This window comes from Streptomyces coryli (assembly GCF_011044975.1).
Classification (GTDB): domain Bacteria; phylum Actinomycetota; class Actinomycetes; order Streptomycetales; family Streptomycetaceae; genus Streptomyces; species Streptomyces coryli.
Genome location: NZ_JAAKZV010000045.1, coordinates 1 through 17993, shown reverse-complemented (window position 1 = coordinate 17993; position 17993 = coordinate 1). Strand labels below are relative to the sequence as shown.

General features: G+C 72.9%; 14 protein-coding genes and 1 pseudogene. 10 read left to right on the top strand and 5 right to left on the bottom strand.

Annotation, left to right across the window (positions count from 1 at the left end; all coding sequences use genetic code 11):
- Window positions 1-31 precede the first annotated feature (31 nt).
- The 4 genes from G5C51_RS13235 to G5C51_RS13220 all read left to right on the top strand — a co-directional run bounded on the left by G5C51_RS13235 (window position 32) and on the right by G5C51_RS13220 (window position 6025).
- Window positions 32-880, top strand: a complete 849-nt coding sequence (locus tag G5C51_RS13235; protein ID WP_165236736.1) for a GNAT family N-acetyltransferase — start codon at window positions 32-34, stop codon at window positions 878-880.
- Window positions 881-1043: 163 nt separating this feature from the next.
- The gene (locus tag G5C51_RS13230; protein WP_165236734.1) at window positions 1044-1580 is read left to right on the top strand and encodes a GNAT family N-acetyltransferase; all 537 of its coding nucleotides are present in this window, start codon (window positions 1044-1046) and stop codon (window positions 1578-1580) included.
- 149 nt (window positions 1581-1729) lie between these two features.
- A complete protein-coding gene (locus tag G5C51_RS13225; protein WP_240929611.1) occupies window positions 1730-3433 on the top strand; it encodes a proline--tRNA ligase in 1704 nt (567 codons plus the stop codon).
- Between the two features lie 72 nt (window positions 3434-3505).
- Window positions 3506-6025 (top strand): ATP-dependent Clp protease ATP-binding subunit, encoded by a 2520-nt coding sequence (locus tag G5C51_RS13220; RefSeq protein WP_165236732.1) that lies wholly within the window; start codon window positions 3506-3508, stop codon window positions 6023-6025.
- Between the two features lie 17 nt (window positions 6026-6042).
- On the opposite strand, the gene G5C51_RS13215 is transcribed toward G5C51_RS13220, so the two are convergent.
- The 4 genes and pseudogenes from G5C51_RS13215 to G5C51_RS13200 form a co-directional block, all read right to left on the bottom strand.
- Window positions 6043-7887 carry a penicillin-binding transpeptidase domain-containing protein gene (locus tag G5C51_RS13215; protein WP_165236730.1) on the bottom strand — a complete coding sequence of 615 codons (1845 nt, stop codon included), beginning with the start codon at window positions 7885-7887 and terminating at the stop codon, window positions 6043-6045.
- 25 nt (window positions 7888-7912) lie between these two features.
- Complete coding sequence (locus G5C51_RS13210; RefSeq protein ID WP_338118124.1) at window positions 7913-8893, bottom strand: aminoglycoside phosphotransferase family protein; 981 nt, start codon at window positions 8891-8893, stop codon at window positions 7913-7915.
- Between the two features lie 192 nt (window positions 8894-9085).
- A pseudogene (locus G5C51_RS13205) lies at window positions 9086-9517 on the bottom strand (ferritin-like domain-containing protein); the annotation flags it as partial.
- 11 nt (window positions 9518-9528) lie between these two features.
- Window positions 9529-10050, bottom strand: a complete 522-nt coding sequence (locus G5C51_RS13200; RefSeq protein WP_338118123.1) for a hypothetical protein — start codon at window positions 10048-10050, stop codon at window positions 9529-9531.
- A 127-nt stretch (window positions 10051-10177) separates the two neighbouring features.
- Between G5C51_RS13200 and rimP the strand changes: the two genes are divergently transcribed.
- Genes rimP through G5C51_RS13175 form a run of 5 tightly spaced genes read left to right on the top strand, consistent with a single transcriptional unit; the run spans window position 10178 to window position 14684 of the window.
- Window positions 10178-10684, top strand: a complete 507-nt coding sequence (gene rimP, locus G5C51_RS13195) for a ribosome maturation factor RimP (RefSeq protein WP_165236728.1) — start codon at window positions 10178-10180, stop codon at window positions 10682-10684.
- 2 nt (window positions 10685-10686) lie between these two features.
- Window positions 10687-11673, top strand: coding sequence for a transcription termination factor NusA (gene nusA / locus G5C51_RS13190; protein ID WP_165236726.1), 987 nt, complete (start codon window positions 10687-10689; stop codon window positions 11671-11673).
- A 56-nt stretch (window positions 11674-11729) separates the two neighbouring features.
- Window positions 11730-12806 carry an iron chelate uptake ABC transporter family permease subunit gene (locus G5C51_RS13185; protein WP_165236724.1) on the top strand — a complete coding sequence of 359 codons (1077 nt, stop codon included), beginning with the start codon at window positions 11730-11732 and terminating at the stop codon, window positions 12804-12806.
- Complete coding sequence (locus G5C51_RS13180) at window positions 12803-13630, top strand: ABC transporter ATP-binding protein (protein ID WP_165236722.1); 828 nt, start codon at window positions 12803-12805, stop codon at window positions 13628-13630. The genes G5C51_RS13185 and G5C51_RS13180 overlap by 4 nt, the downstream gene beginning before the upstream one ends.
- A gap of 52 nt (window positions 13631-13682) precedes the next feature.
- Window positions 13683-14684 (top strand): ABC transporter substrate-binding protein, encoded by a 1002-nt coding sequence (locus tag G5C51_RS13175; RefSeq protein WP_165236720.1) that lies wholly within the window; start codon window positions 13683-13685, stop codon window positions 14682-14684.
- 65 nt (window positions 14685-14749) lie between these two features.
- Here G5C51_RS13175 and G5C51_RS13170 read toward each other — a convergent pair whose 3' ends face one another.
- The gene (locus G5C51_RS13170) at window positions 14750-15820 is read right to left on the bottom strand and encodes a hypothetical protein (RefSeq protein WP_338118122.1); all 1071 of its coding nucleotides are present in this window, start codon (window positions 15818-15820) and stop codon (window positions 14750-14752) included.
- 60 nt (window positions 15821-15880) lie between these two features.
- On the opposite strand from G5C51_RS13170, the gene G5C51_RS13165 reads away from it, so the two are divergent.
- The coding region (locus tag G5C51_RS13165) for a helicase-associated domain-containing protein (protein ID WP_165236718.1) at window positions 15881-17993 on the top strand (2113 nt) is incomplete at its 3' end.

The following is a 17993-nucleotide window of genomic DNA, read 5'->3' as shown; positions in this document are numbered from 1 at the left end:
CGTACACCCTTCGTGCGGGTACAGTGCGGCTGTGTTGACGACCGGTGAGACCCGGGTGCTGGAACCCGGCGACCTCGATGCCGCGCGCGCGGTGCTCGACCGCGACCCGGTCGCGAACGCCTTCGTCGCCGCGCGGGTGGAGGTCGCGGGTCTGGACCCGTGGCGGCTCGGCGGCGAGATGTGGGGCTGGTACGACGCCGAGGGCAAGCTGCAGTCGCTGTGCTACGCCGGGGCGAACCTGGTGCCGGTGTGCGCGGTGCCGGCGGCGGTCAGGGGATTCGCGGAGCGGGCGCTGCGGGCGGGGCGGCGGTGCTCGTCGATCGTCGGTCCTGTCGGGCCCACCACCGACCTGTGGTCGCTGCTGGAGCCGAGCTGGGGTCCGGCGCGGGAGGTGCGGGGGCACCAGCCGCTGATGGTGGCCACGGAGATGCCGGCCGGCGTCCGGCCCGATCCGCTGGTACGTCGGGTCCGCAAGGACGAGATGGACATGATCATGCCGGCGTGCGTGGCGATGTTCACCGAGGAGGTCGGGATCTCGCCGATGGCGGGCGACGGCGGGCTGATGTACCAGGCCCGGGTCGCCGAGCTGGTGGGCTCCGGCCGCTCCTTCGCCCGGGTCGAGAACGGCCAGGTCGTCTTCAAGGCGGAGATCGGCGCCGCGACCTCCCACGCCTGCCAGATCCAGGGCGTCTGGGTGGCCCCAGAACACCGCGGCCGCGGCCTCTCGGAGACAGGCCTGACCGCGGTCCTGCGCTTCGCGCTGCGCGAGGTGGCACCGGTGGTGAGCCTCTACGTCAACGACTACAACACGGCGGCGCGGGCCGCGTACCGGCGCGTGGGCTTCCGCGAAGTCGGCGCTTTCATGAGCGTGCTTTTCTAGCTTTCGCGGCCGCCCCGGGTTCGCGCCTGCGGCGCGGCATTCGCGCTTCGCGCGAAGTCCTCAAGCGCCGGACGGGCTTATTCAGGGCGGTCTTTGGCCGCCGTCCCATCGACCCGGGCGGTGCGCCGCCGCAGCGCTCCGCGAGGAGATAGCATGCGCGGCCATGGACGACGTCGTCATCGGCCCCCTGGACCTCGCTGCCCGCGTCGATGACGCCTTGGCCGTGCAGGCGCTCGCCTTCGGTCTCAGTGACGACGAGATCGGCGTGCGCCGGCATGTCGTCCTGCGGCATGCCGCCAATGCGGGGGTGCGGGCGCTCGGCGCCACGACCGCCGAGGGGCGGCTGGCCGGGTTCGTCTACGGGATGCCGAACAACCGGGTCTATTGGTGGTCGACGGTGGTGCAGCCGTATCTGCGCGAAACCGGCAGCGAGCGGTGGCTCGACGACGCCTTCGTCATCACCGAGCTGCATGTCCACCCGGCGTTCCAGAAGCGCGGGATCGGCCGCCGGCTGATCACCGAGATCACCGACACGGCCGTCGAACCCAAGTCGATCCTGTCGGCGATCGACGTGGAGAGCCCGGCCCGCCGGCTGTACTGGCAGCTGGGCTACCAGGACCTGGCACGCAGAGTGATCTTCCCGTCGGCGCCCGCCCCTTACGTGGTGATGGGAGCCGAGCTGCCGCTGCGGCGGGCATGAGCCCGGGATCGGCTGGGGGTCCGGGGGTCGGCCCCCGGGAGATGCAGCCCGTCGGCACCCGCCCCATACGTGGTGATGGGAGCCGAGCTGCCGCTCCGCCGGTGATACGCATTTCCGGCGCGGGCCCGCCTCCGGCTAACCTCCCGGGCATGAGCTCCCGCACCCCCCGCGCCCAGCGCATGTCCCAGATGATGCTGAAGACCCTCCGCGACGCCCCGGCCGACGCCGAGACCGCCAGCCACAAGCTGCTGGTCCGCGCCGGATACGTGCGCCGCGCCGCCGCCGGGGTCTACAGCTGGCTGCCGCTCGGCAAGAAGGTCCTCGAGAACGTCACCCGGGTCGTGCGCGAGGAGATGGACGCCATCGGCGGGCAGGAAGTGCTGCTGCCTGCCCTGCTGCCGCGGGAGATCTACGAGGACAGCGGGCGCGCCGACGAGTACGGCGACCTCCTTTTCCAGCTCAAGGACCGCAAGGGCACCGACTACGTGCTCGGCCCGACGCACGAGGAGCTGTTCACCCAGGTCGCCCAGGAGCAGATCTCCTCGTACAAGGATCTGCCCGCGATCCTCTACCAGATCCAGACCAAGTACCGGGACGAGGCCCGCCCCCGCTCCGGGATTCTGCGCGGCCGCGAGTTCCAGATGAAGGACTCGTACTCCTTCGACGCCACGGACGAGGGCCTGGCCGCCTCGTACGCGCTGCACCGGGCCGCCTACCAGCGGATCTTCGAGCGGCTCGGCCTCGACTACCGGATCTGCTCGGCCATTTCCGGGGCGATGGGCGGCTCGGCCTCCGAGGAGTTCCTCGCCCCGGCCGCGGCCGGGGAGGACACCTTCGCGGACTGCCCCGCGTGCGACTACGCCGCCAATACGGAGGCGGTGCGGACCGAGGTCGCCGCCGTGGACGGCAGCGCGCACGGCCCCGTCGAGGAGCTCGACACCCCGGACACCCCCACCATCGAGACCCTCGCCGAGCACCTCGGCGTGCCCGCCTCCGCGACGCTGAAGAACCTCCTCGTGAAGGTGGACGGCGAGATCACCGCCGTCGGCGTGCCCGGCGACCGCGAGGTGGACATGGGCAAGCTCGCCGAGCTGCTGGCGCCCGCCGAGGTCGACATCGTCACCGCCGAGGACTTCGCCGGACGGCCCGAGCTGGTGCGCGGATACGTGGGGCCGCAGGGCCTCGGCAAGATCCGCTACCTCGCCGACCCCCGGATCGCTCCCGGGACCTCCTGGATCACCGGTGCCAACAAACCGGACACGCACGCCCGCAATGTCGTCTGCGGCCGGGACTTCGAGGTCGACCAGTACGTGGACGTCGTGGTCGTGCAGAACGGCGACCCCTGCCCCAAGTGCGGCGCCGGGCTGCGGCTCGACCGGGCGATCGAGATCGGGCACATCTTCCAGCTCGGCCGGAAGTACGCCGACGCGTACCGCTTCGACGTCCTCGGCCAGAACGGCAAGCCCGCCCGCGTCACCATGGGCTCGTACGGGATCGGCGTCTCCCGTGCCGTCGCCGCGCTCGCCGAGCAGCACAGCGACGAGAAGGGGCTGTGCTGGCCCGACGAGATCGCCCCGTACGACGTGCATGTCGTCGCGGCCGGTAAGGCCAAGCAGATCGAGGCCGCGCTGGAGGTCGGCGAGCGGCTCGCCGGGCTCGGGCTGCGGGTGGTCGTCGACGACCGGAACGCGTCGCCCGGCGTGAAGTTCACCGACGCCGAACTGCTCGGGGTGCCGCGGACGCTGGTGGTCGGGCGGCGGATCGATGACGGGATCGTGGAGCTGAAGAACCGCCGCGGCGGCACCAGCGAGGAGCTCGAGATCGACGAGGCGGTGCGGCGGCTGACCGCCTGACCTGCGGCGGGCTGTTAACCCGGTCGCAGCGCAGCTTTTGCGGCCGGGTGGCGGCCTTGTTTCCCTGAGGCCATGACCTCGATGCCGCCCTTCGGCTCCTACGGCTCCCAGGACCCGTTCTCGGAGATCCTCAACCGCTTCTTCGGGATGGCCCCGGGCTCCGCCCCGCCCCAGGTGCAGCGGGTGCCGATCGGGCGGCTGCTCACCGACTCCGCGCGCGAGCTGATCGGCACCGCGCAGCAGCGGGCGCAGCAGGACGGCAGCGAGGACCTGGACACCGAGCATCTGCTGTGGGCGTGCACCCAGGTGGAGCCGGCGCGCAGCGTGCTGCGGCAGGCGGGCGCCGACCCCGAGCAGCTCGGCGCCGACATCGAGCGGGTGCTGCCCGGGGAGGGCGGCACACCGTCGTCCGAGCCGGGCCTGACGCCGGCGGCGAAGCGGGTGCTGATCGCCGCCCACGCCAGGTCCCAGGCGGCGGGCGTGTCGTACATCGGGCCCGAGCACATCCTCGGCGCCCTCCTCGACGACCCGGCCTCCGGCGCGGGCCGGCTGCTGGAGGCGTACGGGACCGATCCCGCGAAGCTCTCCAAGGCCACCGACAAGGCGTCGCGGGCGGAGGGCGTGCCGTCGTCCCGCCCCGAGAACAGCGAGACCCCGACCCTCGACGAATACGGCCGCGACCTCACCGAGGAGGCCAAGTCCGGCAAGCTCGACCCGGTCGTGGGCCGCGCCGAGGAGATCGAGCAGACCGTCGAGATCCTGTCGCGCAGGTCGAAGAACAATCCCGTGCTGATCGGCGAGCCCGGCGTCGGCAAGACCGCCATCGTCGAGGGGCTCGCGCAGCGGATCGTCGCCGGTGAGGTGCCCAAGACCCTCGAGGACAAGCGGGTGATCGGCCTCGACCTGGCGGGTCTGGTCGCCGGGTCGAAGTACCGCGGCGAGTTCGAGGAGCGGCTGAAGAACGTCATCGACGAGGTGAAGGCCGCCGAGGACACGATCCTCTTCATCGACGAGCTGCACACGGTGGTCGGCGCCGGCAGCGGCGGCGACTCCGCCATGGACGCGGGGAACATGCTCAAGCCCGCCCTCGCCCGCGGCGAGCTGCACGTCGTCGGCGCCACCACGATCGACGAGTACCGCAGGCACATCGAGAAGGACCCGGCCCTGGAGCGCCGCTTCCAGCCGGTCATGGTGCCGGAGCCGAGCGTCGAGGAGACCATCCAGATCCTGGAGGGCCTGCGGGACGCGTACGAGGCCCACCACCAGGTCCGCTTCGCCGACGAGGCGCTCACCGCGGCCGCCGAGCTCTCCGACCGCTACGTCTCCGACCGCTTCCTGCCCGACAAGGCCATCGACCTGATCGACCAGGCGGGCGCCCGGGTGCGGCTGAAGTCACTCGGCAAGTCCAGCGCGGTCACCGACCGCGAGGACAAACTCGCCAAGCTGACCCGGGAGAAGGACGAGGCGGTCACCGCCGAGGACTACGCGAAGGCGAGCGAGCTCAAGCGGCAGATCGCCGACGCCGAGGCGGAGCTGGCGGGGGTCGAGGAGCGGCGCGAGGGCGTGATGGCGGTGACCGCCGCGGATATCGCGGACATCCTCTCCCGGCGCACCGGCATCCCCGTAGCGCAGCTGACGGCCAGCGAGAAGGACAAGCTGCTGAAGCTCGAAGAGGCGCTGCACTCGCGGGTGGTGGGGCAGGAGGAGGCGGTCACGGCGGTCTCCGAGGCGGTGCGCCGCGGGCGGGCCGGGATGGGCGATCCGAACCGGCCCGTCGGCTCCTTCCTCTTCCTCGGGCCCACCGGCGTCGGCAAGACCGAGCTGGCGAAGGCCCTGGCAGAGCTGCTCTTCGGGGACGAGAGCAGGATGATCCGGTTCGACATGAGCGAGTTCCAGGAGAAGCACACCGTGTCGCGGCTGGTGGGTGCGCCGCCCGGATACGTGGGGCACGAGGAGGCCGGCCAGCTGACCGAGAAGGTCCGCCGGCAGCCGTACAGCGTGCTGCTCTTCGACGAGGTGGAGAAGGCGCACCCGGACGTCTTCTCGGCCCTCCTGCAGGTCCTGGACGACGGGCGGCTGACCGATGCCCAGGGGCGTACGGTCGACTTCCGCAACACCGTCGTGATCATGACGTCCAACATCGGGGCGCAGCGGATCCTCGCGCACCACGGCGATGTGAGCGAGATCAAGGACGAGTTGATGGAGGATCTGCGCGGCCGCTTCCTCCCCGAATTCCTCAACCGCATCGACGAGATCATCATCTTCCACGGCCTCGGGGAGGGCGAGTTGTCGACCATCATCGACCTGCTGCTGGAGAAGAGCCGCCGCCGGGTCCGGGCCCAGGGCCTGGAGCTCGAGGTCACCGAGGCCGCGAAGAAGCGCCTGGTCGCCCTCGGCCACCAGCCCGAGTTCGGCGCCCGGCCGCTCCGCCGCACGCTCCAGACGGAGCTGGACAACCGGATCGCGTCCATCCTGCTGAGCGGCGAGGCGGAGCCCGGCGACACGATCGTCGCCGACCTCAAGGACAACGAGCTGGAGCTGTCCGTACGCCACGAGGAGGCGCCCGCGGAGGAGCTCCCGGAAGCCGCCTGAGACCTTAGAGCCAGGCCCTACCCCTTGCGCTCCAAGAAGTCCGCCAGCACCGGCCCGGCGTCCTTCCCGCCCGAGCCGCCGTCCTCGATCAGCACCGCGAAGGCCAGGTCCTGGTCGCCGAGGAAGCCGGTCATCCAGGCATGCGTTTTCGGCGGCTTGTCGGTGCCGAACTCCGCCGTCCCGGTCTTGGCGTGCGGCGTGCCCGGCAGCCCCTTGAGCGCCGAGCCCGACCCGTCCGTGACGACCTTGCGCATCAGCGACCGCAGCTGCCCCGCGGCCTTCGGGTCGAGCTTCGCGGGCGCCTCGTAGCGCTTCTTCGCCGCCTCCGGTACGAGCACGGGCTGCCGGAAGCCGCCCTCCTTCACCGTGGCCGCCACCGATGCCATCACCAGCGGGCTCGCCTCCACCCGGCCCTGCCCGATCATCGACGCGGCCTTCTCGTTCTCGCTCTTCGGCGTCGGCACGCTGCCGTCGAAGGTGGTCGCCCCCACCTGCCATTCGCCGCCGATCCCGAAGGCCTTGGCGGCGTCGGTGAGGCTGCCGTCGCCGAGCTTGTCGCGGAGCCCGATGAAGGCCGTATTGCAGGACTTGGCGAAGGACTGCTCGAAGGTGGTGCCCTTGGGCAGGTCGAACTCGTCCTGGTTCTCGAACCGCTGCCCGGACACCGTCTCGTACTTCGGGCAGTCCACCCGCGTACCGCCGCTGACGCCCTTCTGGAGCAGCGCGGCGGTCGTCACCACCTTGAAGGTGGAGCCCGGCGGATAGCGGCCGCTCAGGGCCCGCTCCGCCCCGGAGTTGTCGGCCACGGCGAGGATCCGCCCGTCACTCGGCCGCACGGCCACCAGCGACGCGCTCTTCTTCACCTTGCCGACCGCCCCCTCCGCGGCCGCCTGCAGCGCGGGGTCGATGGTCGTCCGCACCGCCGTCCCATGCCCGGCCGCGCGCTTGGCGAGGGTGCGCTTGGGCTGCCCGGTCTCGCGGTCGGCGGTCACCACCTCGGCCGCCGGCGAAGCGCGCAACTGCTTGTCGTAGCGCGCCTGCAGCCCGGAAGCCCCCTTCTCGCTCCCCGGCGTCACCGACCCGACCAGCGCCTTGGCGCGATACGCCACCGGCTGCCGCGAGTCCCGGAACTGCAGCCCGGGAAGGTCCAGCAGCTCGCCCTTGGCCTTCTGATACGCGGCGTTCCGCAGCGTCACGACCGGGATGGACGCGTCCGGATTCTTCTCCTTCCCGGCCTTCACCCGCTTCTTCAGGTCCGGAATGTCGATCCCGGCATCAAGGTCGTCCAGCGCCTCGTACGCGTCGTCGGGACGGCTCAGCTTCGCCGGCCAGATCGAGACCTCCCACACCTTCCCGTCCGCGGCCAGCGGCGCCCCGCCGGAGGCCAGGATCGGCGCCCGCTCGGCCCGCTTCTTGCTGAGCACCAGGGTCTGATGCGCCCGGAGCTTCGGATGCAGCGCCCGCGGCTCCCACCGCACTCGCCACCCGTCCCCGTGCGGCTCGGCGACGGCCTCGCCGGCGTACTCCCAAGGCCCGATGGTGTCGAGCTCCATCGCGGCCCGGTACGGGACCGCGACGCCCCCGCCCTTCACCTCCCGGGCATCGCCCGCGAGCTCGAACTCGGCCTTCTTCGGCGCGAGATTCCGCCGCACGGACTCGAGCAGATCGGCCGCCGCCTTGGGATCGTCGGTCCGCCGCGCGGCCCGGTCGTCCTTCTTCGCACCCCAGTCGTCGAGGAAGGCCCGCACCTCGTCCTTGGCACCTTGATGCTCGTCATCGGCGGTGAGCAGCAGGACCGTACCCGCGATCGCACCGGCGACCACGACGGCGACGACAATGAGGACCCACCTGGGCAAGCGCATGCCGACGAAGCCTAGTTGACCGCCCTTACAGCAACCCGGCGAATTCCAGCAGCAGCTCCCCGCCCCGCCGGTCCCGGTCCGCGAGCGCGGCCACCCCCGCCGCCACGCACCGGAACTGCGTCCACGCCCGCAGCCGCTCCCGGTCCACCTCCAGCAGATCCGAAAGCCGCCCGACCCGCCGCCGCGCCGCGGCCGCCGCCCCCGGCGACCCGATCAGCGTGTCCAGCCGGTCCCGCACCAGCCACGCCAGGTCGTACGCCCGCTCACCCACCACCGGCCGCGGATCGATCGCCAGCCACGGCGCCCGCTCCGCGGCCAGCACCTGCCCCTGGTGATAGTCCCCGTGCAGCAGCGATACGGGCCCGGCGGAGTCGCCCTCCGCCGCCGCGGTCAGCGCCTCCTGGTGCGCCAGCGCCTCGTCGATCAGCACCACCTCGGCCCCGGCATCCGGCCCCTCCCGCCACCGCCGCAGCAGCTCCGCCTGCCGGTCCGTGCGGGCGGTCACGGTCGCGAAGTCCGCGTCCCCCGGCTCCGGTTCCAGCCACAGCCGCTGCAGCGTGTTCGCCGCCTCCAGCATCGCCTTCGCCTCCGGCAGCGACCGCAGGCTGACATCCGGCCGCAGCCGCTCCAGCAGCAGCACCCCGTCCGCCGGCACCGACCGCAGCAGCCGCACCGCCGCCCGCCCGTCCCAGCGGGCGAGCGCGGCATGCTCCTGCTCGTGCCCGGCAGCAGGCCGGGTGAGCTTCAGTGCGGCGGGCGTGCCGTCCTCCTGCCGGACCAGCACCACGAGCGAGCTGCGTCCCCCGGGCGTCTGCACCCGCTCGGGGGTGAGCTGCCACTTCTGGAGATACCCGGAAGCCAGCGCCGGCAGCCCGCTGAGCCACTCCTGCGCGGCCGCGGCGCCGGGCCCCGCCGCCTCCGCCACCGCGCGCTCGAGGCGCTGCGGCGGCTTCAGACCGGGCGTCGGCCGCCCCGCGGATGCCCTTGACGACGCTTCTTCTGCCACTGCCTCACGATCCCGCCGTACCTGCTGCTGGTCTGCCGGTCACGCCGGATCGGCGCCGGCCCCGGGCTCCGACCACTCGCCCGCTCCGGGCTCTGTACCCGGCTGCGACTCGGACCCACTCGGGTCGTACTCCGAATCCGGTCCTGATCCCTGATCCGTACCGTCGCCGCCGCCCCGCGACCCCCGCGAGGGCGGCGCCGCGGCGCCCTGCGCGCGCTCCGCCAGCCCCGGGAAGGCTACGCCCGCCCCGCGCCACCGCACCGCCCGGACCGCCGCTTCGCGCAGCGCCGCCGCGGCGTCCGCGCGCACATTCCCGTCGCCGGCCCGCACCAGATCGGCGTAGACCCCGGCGAGCCGGTCCTCCAGCTCGGCGGCGAGGCGCACCGCGGCCGCGGCGTCGGGCACCGCGAACGGCAGCGCGTACGCCGCCGCCGCGGGCTTCGGCTTCCCGCCGAGATCGCGTACCACCCGGGCCATCGCGTCCCGCCGCGCGCGGTGCGCGTCGTAGGCGGTACGGGCCTCCTCCTGCCGGTCGCCGTCGATCCGGGCGCCGACCACGCCGTACCCGTACACCGCGGCATGTTCCCCGCGCAGCGCGGCCTCCGCCGCGCTCCGGGCCGTCAGCTCGTCGCCGCTCACGCGTCCACCTCCGCCAGCACGTAGGCGTGCCCCGCGCCGGCCGCGGCCACCGAGGCCAGCAGCCGGGCCAGCTCGCCGGGCGCCTCGGCCAGCGCCTCGGTGTGCGCGTCGGCGGTGCTCCGCTCGGCCTCGGCGAGCCGGGCCAGGGCCTTCTTCGGGTCGTCGGGTACGTCGGGCGCCGCGGGCGTCGGCGACGGGGAGGCCTTGCCGGGTTTGCCGGACGGTGACGCCGTCTTCCGGTCCCTGCCCTTCCCCGCGAACGCCGTCACATGCGCCGCGACGTCGTTGCGCAGCGGGATGAGCGGCTCGGCCAGGTCCGGGTGCGCCTCGACCGTCGCGTCGTAACGCCGCATCAGCTCGCCGGACGCCCGCGCGGCCTGCTTGCGCATCCGCAGCTCCGCGGAGGGACTGGGCGCGGCGGCGCGCTCGCCGGGCGACGAGCAGCCGACGACCCCAACAGCGCCCGCGGCCACCGCGGCCTTGAGCACGCTCCTGCGGGCGGAAACCTTGATCAGCACGACCCGAGCGTACCTGTGGGCGCCGCCCAGGTCGTGGAGCGGATACCCTTTGACCTGACACGCACCCTGCGGCAGCAAAGCCGCACACACCCACGACAACAGCACACGCGGCCGAGGAGTCACCCGGATGAGCACCACCCAGAGCGAGAGGCTGCGCGAACTGCTTGAACCGCTCGTGCACGAGCGCTCCCTCGATCTCGAGGAGATCGAGGTGACACCCGCCGGGAAGCGCCGGGTCCTGCGCGTGGTGGTCGACTCGGACGACGGGGTGGAGCTGGACGCCTGCGCCGAGCTGAGCCGGGCGATCTCCGAGGTGCTGGACGCGAAGGAGCCCCTGGGCGACGCGCCCTACGTGCTCGAGGTGACGTCCCCCGGAGCCGAGCGGCCGCTCACCGAGCTCCGCCACTACCACCGCGCCACCGGCCGGCTGATCAAGCTGCAGCTGCACGAGGGCGAGGAGCTCGTCGCCCGTATCACCGCGGTGGACGACGACGGTCTGGATCTGGAGATCCCGGGTGTGAAGGGGCGCAAGCCCAAGGCCCGCCGGGTGGCCTTCGACGAGATCGCGAAGGCGCGTGTCGAGCTGGAGTTCAACCGCAAGTCCCCGAAGGACACCGAGGAAGAAGGGGCGTAGCCGTGGACATCGACATGAGCGCGCTGCGCGGTCTGGTGCGGGAGAAGGAGATCTCCTTCGACCTGCTCGTCGAGGCCATCGAGTCCGCGCTGCTGATCGCCTACCACCGCACGGACGGCAGCCGCCAGCGTGCCCGCGTGGAGCTGAACCGCGAGACCGGCCATGTGACGGTGTGGGCGAAGGAAGACGCGGACGACCTGGAGGAGGGGCAGGAGCCCCAGGAGTTCGACGACACGCCGTCGGGCTTCGGCCGCATCGCGGCGACCACCGCCAAGCAGGTCATCCTGCAGCGGCTGCGCGACGCCGAGGAGGAAGTCACCTTCGGCGAGTACGCGGGCCGCGAGGGCGACGTCGTCATGGGCGTCGTCCAGCAGGGCCGGGACCCGAACAACGTCCTGGTCGACATCGGCAAGCTCGAGGCGATCCTGCCGGTGCAGGAGCAGGTCCCCGGCGAGGACTACAAGCACGGGGCGCGGCTGCGCACGTATGTGGTGCGGGTGGCGAAGGGGGTGCGGGGGCCGTCGGTGACGCTGTCCCGTACGCACCCGAATCTGGTGAAGAAGCTCTTCGCGCTGGAGGTGCCGGAGATCGCGGACGGCTCCGTGGAGATCTCCGCGATCGCGCGGGAGGCCGGTCACCGTACGAAGATCGCGGTGCGCTCGACGCGGTCCGGGCTGAACGCCAAGGGCGCGTGCATCGGGCCGATGGGCGGCCGTGTGCGCAATGTCATGGCGGAGCTGGGCGGCGAGAAGATCGACATCGTCGACTGGTCGGACGAGCCGGCGGAGCTGGTGGCGAATGCCCTGTCTCCGGCGCGGGTCAGCAAGGTCGAGGTCGTGGACGAGGCGGCGCGGTCGGCGCGGGTGACGGTGCCGGACTATCAGCTGTCGCTGGCGATCGGCAAGGAAGGCCAGAACGCGCGGCTCGCGGCGCGGCTGACGGGCTGGCGCATCGACATCCGCCCGGACACGGAGCAGCCTGACGACTGACGGGCCCACCCACCCGCCAGTTGCTGTGTGTGCGCGAAGGTAAAGGGGGTGGCCCGGTGACCGGCACGCCCCTCACCGCCGCCAAGTCTGCAGCCGCTCGCCCCGCCGGTTACGGCCTCGCACGGCGCGGCCAGGCCTCCTTCCTCGTGCACCGCCGCGCCACGGCCGTCGCCCTCACCCTCGCCGTCCTCACCGCCGCCGTCTCCGTCCTCTCCCTCTCCGTCGGCGAGACCTGGGTCGCCCCGGGCGACGTCGTGCAGGTCGTCCTCGGCCAGGACAATCCCAACGAGCTGGTCGTCGGCACCCTCCGTCTCCCCCGCCTCGTCACCGGCCTCCTCGTCGGCCTCGCCTTCGGGATCGCCGGTGCGCTCATCCAGACCGTCGCCCGCAACCCCCTCGCCAGCCCGGACATCATCGGCGTCTCCCAGGGCGCCTCCGCGCTCACCGTCGGCGCGATGACGTACGGCATCGGCTCGTACGCCGTCCTGCCCTGGCTCTCCGTCACCGGCGGGCTCGTCGCCGCCGCGCTCGTCTACGTCTTCGCCTGGCGTGGTGGGCTGCACGCCGCGCGGTTCGTGCTCATCGGCATCGGCTTCGCCGTCGCGCTGAAGTCCGTCACCCAGCTCTTCCTCACCAAGGGCGACGCGCTGATGGCGCAGCAGGCCAAGGTGTGGCTGACCGGGTCGCTCAACGGCCGCGGCTGGGACGCGTCTAGGCCGCTGCTGTGGACGCTGCTGATCGCCCTCCCCTTCCTGTTCTGGGCGGCCCGCGCCCAGCGCACCGTCTCGCTCGACGACGACACCGCGACGGCCCTGGGCGTACGCCTGCAACGCACCCGCCTCGGCCTCGTCCTCCTCGGCGTCGTCCTCGCCTCCGTCGCCACCGGCGCCGCCGGGCCCGTGGACTTCGTCGCGCTGCTCGCCCCGCAGATCGCCCGCCGGCTGACCCGGACGGCACAGATCCCGCTGCTGTCGTCGGCGCTGATGGGGGCGCTGATCGTGACCGCGGCCGACATCCTCGCGCGCAAGCTCTTCGCGCCCACCGAGCTGCCCGTCGGCGTGCTGACGGCGGCGATCGGGGCGCCGTACCTGATGTGGCTCATCGTCAGGAGCCGTACCGGAGGCAAGGCATGACCACCATCGACACACCGGCCAGCCGCCTCGCGGCCCGCGCCCTCACCCTCGCGTACGACGAACGCGTCGTCGTCGAGAGCCTCGACGTCGACATCCCGGACGGCAAGGTCACCGTCGTCGTCGGCCCCAACGGCTGCGGCAAGTCCACCCTCCTCCGCGCCCTCGGCCGGCTGCTCAAGCCGCGCGGCGGGTCCGTGCTGCTCGACGGCCGGGAGCTGGCGAAGCTCCCCACCAAGCAGATCGCCCGCACCGTCGGCCTGCTCCCGCAGTCCCCGACCGCGCCCGAGGCGATCACCGTCGGCGACCTGGTGGGCCGCGGCCGGCAGCCGCATCAGAGCTGGTGGCAGCAGTGGTCGGAGGCGGACGAGGCGGCCGTGACCACCGCCATGGCGCATACGGACATCACCGAACTGGCCGAGCGCCCCGTCGACGAGCTGTCCGGCGGCCAGCGGCAGCGGGTCTGGATCGCGATGGCGCTCGCGCAGGAGACCGACCTGCTGCTCCTCGACGAGCCGACGACCTACCTCGACATCTCCCACCAGGTCGAGGTCCTCGACCTGATCCGGCAGCTCGCCGTCCCCGGCGAGCGCCGCCCGCACGGCCGGACGGTCGTCGCGGTGCTGCACGACCTCAACCAGGCCGCCCGCTATGCCGATCATCTAGTGGCGATGAAGTCCGGCCGGATCGTCGCCGAGGGTCCGCCCGGCAAGGTCGTCACGCCCGAGCTGATGCGCGAGGTCTTCGGCCTCGACGCCGTCATCGTGGACGACCCCGTCACCGGCGGCCCGCTGGTCGTCCCCGGCCGTCCGTGGCACGCGCAGTAACCAGGCTTACCCCCCACAGCCGTACCCCGTCCCCCTCGAAAGGCCCGTAAAGATGCTCCGCACCAACGCCCGCCGCCGCGGCCTCGCCGCGGGCGCCCTCGCCGTCACCGCCGCCGTCTCGCTCGCGGCCTGCGGCTCCGACTCGGACTCCGGGTCCGGGTCCGGTTCCGGCGAGAAGGACTCCACCACCCACACCATCAAGACCGCGATGGGCGACGTGAAGGTGCCCACCGACCCGCAGCGCGTCGTCGTCCTCGACACGCCCGAGCTGGACTCGGCGATCACCCTCGGCGTGAAGCCGGTCGGCGCCGTCCGCGCCGACGTCGAGTCGAAGTTCCTCAACTACCTCCCCAAGGACGAGGTCGAGGGCATCAAGGACGTCGGCACCATCGGCAACCCCAACCTGGAGACCATCGCGGGCCTCAAGCCCGACCTGATCCTCAGCAGCAAGTTCCGCGACGGCCAGCGCTACGACCAGCTCAAGGAGATCGCCCCCACGGTGTTCGCCGAAGAGGTCGGCGCCCCGTGGAAGGAGAACTTCGAGCTGCACGCCGAGGCGCTCGGCAAGAAGGACGAGGCCAAGACGGTCGTCGCCGACTACGACAAGCACGTCAAGAGCGTCAACAAGGCGCTCGGCGGCCCCGCGAAGGCGAAGGACACCACGGTCAACGTCCTCCGCTTCATGGAGGGCATGGACACCCGCATCTACGCCGACAAGAACTACATCGGCACGATCCTGCAGGACGTGGGCGTCAGCCGCCCCGAGGAGATCATCAAGCAGGCCGACAAGGGCGAGCGCCCCGGCTTCACCGTCGAGGTCAGCCCCGAGCAGATCGACAAGGCGGACGCGGACGTCATCTTCTACACGTCGTACGGCTCCACCGCGAAGTCCGGCGAGGACAAGGCCCTCAAGAGCCCGCTGTGGAAGAACATGAAGGCCGTCAAGGACGGCAAGGCCTTCCACGTCAACGACGAGCTGTGGATGCAGGGCATCGGCTACACGGCCGCGAACAAGATCCTCGACGAGATGCAGAAGGACCTGACGAAGAAGTAGGGCTCAGCGCAGCTGTCGCCTCGCGGGGGTCTGGGGGCGAAGTCCCCAGACCCCTTCGTGTCACCTCAGCGGAGCTGATCTCGTCTCGCCCGCCAGAACAGCAGCGCGGCCGAGGCGACAGCCGCGACGCGTACCGCCCACGGGAGGGCGTCGGTCAGCGCGGCGTTGAAGGCGTCCTCCGCCAGCGGCTCGCCCCAGCGGCCGTCCGCCCGCCCCCACAGCCACACCAGCAGGCCGACGGCGACCGTCCCCGGCACCCCGAAGACGACGATCTTCACCTCGGTACGCGACAGCCGCCGCGACCCGTAGACCAGCAGCCAGCCGATCACCAGCACCAGCCACACACCCGTGACGGTGCCGGCCAGCAGGCACAGGATGGCGACCAGTTCGAGCGGGCCGACGCTGCGGAGGATGTGGAGGACGGGGCGGGCGCGGCCGTACTCCTCGTCGGCGTCGTCCTCCGCCTCCTCCTCTTCGTACTCCTCCTCCGCTTCCTCCTCCGCGGCCCGCTGCTTCTGCAGCTTTACGGGCTCGTCCTCCTGCTTCGGCGGCGGCCTGAGGATCTCCGGCACCTCGATGCCGCCGGTGAAGCCCGGGACCGTATCGCCGACACTCTGCCCCGGCATCGTGTCCAGCGGCCCGGGCTCGACCCGCCACCAGTCGGGCCCCGCGCCGCTCTGGTCGAGCTCGTCCTCACCGGCCAGATGCGGCGGGGAGGCGGCGGTGCTGCGGGGCGCCGCGGACGGCTCCGGATCGGACCGGCGCGGGCGGGGCACCTTGGGGACCTTGGGCAGCTTTACGGACCGTACCGAGAAGCCACGCCCGGCGGTCTGCGGCTCCGGCGCCACCTCCGGCGCGCCGCGCCCGGGGTCCTCGGCGACGGAATCCACCACCGAGCCGGGGGTGCCGAAGCGCTTGAGGATGCGTTTGACCTGGTCCGCGGTCTGCGCGTCCTCGGCGGCCCGCACCCGGTCGATGTTCGCGCGCAACTCCGTGACCAGCCGCATCCGCTGCGCCGACGACAGCGCGCGCTGCTGCGCGATGTCGCCCACCTTGCTCAGATAGTCGTAAACGAGCTGATCGCTCTCGATGCCCACCCGATTCCCCTGCAGCAGCGCGCTGTTGGCTTTACCCACCGACCGTACCGCGATTCGGGCCTCCGGCCGTGGCCGTACGCCGCCGAGTACTGTGGATCGATGACCATCGGCGCATCCCCGCGAACCCTCGCCGAAGACCTCCGCGCCCGCGCCGACGACGCGCTCGCGGAGCTCCTCCACCTGCGCCCCGACCTGCTGTCGCCGGTCCCGAACGACGTCACCCAGCTCGCCACCCGGGCCGGCACCCGCGCCTCCGTCCTGCGCGCCGTCGAGCGCCTCGACCGCTTCGCGCTGCAGACCGCCGAGGCCCTGGCGGTGGCCCAGGACCCGTGCCCGTACGAGACCCTGCACGCCCTCATGGCGGGCGAGGACGCCGCGCCCGAGGTGACCGAGGCGCTGCCCGGCGCGGTCCGGCGGCTGCGCGCCCGCGCGCTGGTGTGGGGGCCGGAGGCCGCGGATGCCGAGGCGGGCGGCGTGCTGCATCTCGTCCGGACCGCCCGCGAGCTGCTCTCGCCCGCCCCCGGCGGCCCGCCGCCGCCGACCGGCCTCGGCCCGCCGGTCGCGGAGGCGGCGGCCGGCATGTCCCTGAACCGGCTGCAGCAGCTCCTCGAAGCCGCCGGCCTGCCGGGCACCCACGACGGGGTGACCGCGGCCGAGTCGCTGGCCGGGCTGTTCTCCGACCGCCGCCGCATGGACGAGCTGCTCGCCACCGCGCCGCCCGAGTCGATGGCCCTGCTCGACCGCCTGGTCTGGGGCCCGCCGTACGGCACCGTCTCCGCCTCGCCCGCGACGCCGGTGCGCTGGCTGCTCGACCGCGGGCTGCTGCTGCCCACGTCGCCGGGGCATGTCGTGCTGCCGCGCGAGGCGGCGCTGCACCTGCGCGGTGGGCGGGCGCATCGCGCGGTCGAGCCGTTCCCGCCGCCGGTCACCGCCGCGTACGAGCATCAGCCGGCGACCGTGGACGCGACCGCCGCCGGGCAGGCGCTGCTCGCGCTCGACGCGATCGAGGACCTGGTCGGCAGCTGGGCGGCCCAGCCGCCGCCCGTGCTGCGCGCCGGTGGCCTGGCCGTACGGGACCTGAAGCGCACCGCCGTCGCGCTGGACTGCTCCGAGCCGCTGGCCGCCTTCTGGGTCGAACTCGCCTTCGCGGCAGGCCTGGTGGCCTCCGACGGCGAGGCCGACGAGCGCTACGCGCCCACCCCCGCGTACGACGACTGGCAGCGGCAGCCCGCCGAGCGCCGCTGGGCGTCGCTGGCCACCGCCTGGCTGACCGCCACCCGCGTCCCCGGCCTCGTCGGCGGCCGCGACACGAAGGGCCGCGCCCTCTCCGCCCTCGGCGACGGCCTCGACCGCGGCGCGGCCCCGGACGTCCGCCGCCGCGTCCTCGGCCTGCTCGCGGGGCTGCCGGAGGGGGTGGCCGCTGACCGCGCGACCCTGCTGGCGCGACTGCGCTGGGAGCGGCCGCTGCGGCAGGGGGATCCGACGGGTGAGGACGGGCGGCAGGACCTGCGGACCAGGCTGGCGCAATGGGTGCTGGATGAGGCGGAGTTGCTGGGCGTTACGGCCCGCGGCGCGCTGTCCGCGCCGGGGCGGGCGCTGCTGGGGCCTCCCGCAGCCGCCGCCGTCCTGGCGCTCACCGGTGCCGAGCTGGCCGCCGCCACCGAGGCCGCCGCTCGCACTCTCGCTCCCCTCCTCCCCGAGCCGCTGGACCACGTCCTCCTCCAGGCCGACCTCACCGCGGTGGCACCCGGTCCGCTCCAGCGCCCCCTCGCCGAGGTGCTCGGGGTCCTCGCCGACGTGGAGTCGAAGGGCGGCGCGACCGTCTACCGCTTCACCCCCGCCTCCGTCCGCCGCGCCCTGGACGCCGGCAAGGCGGCCGCCGAGCTGCACGACTTCCTCGCCGCGCACTCGCGCACCCCGGTGCCGCAGCCGCTCGCGTACCTGATCGACGATGTGGCCCGTAAACACGGCCAGTTGCGCATCGGCGCGGCCTCCGCGTACGTCCGCTGCGACGACGACGCGCTGCTCGCCGAGATCCTCGCCGACCGCCGCTCCGAGGGCCTCAGGCTGCGCCGCCTGGCCCCGGCGATCCTGGTCTCGCAGACCCCGCCTGAGGTGCTGCTGGAGCGGCTGCGCGAGATGGGTTACGCCCCGGCGGCCGAGTCCGCGGAGGGCGACGTCCTCATCGCCCGCGCCTCCGCCCACCGCACCC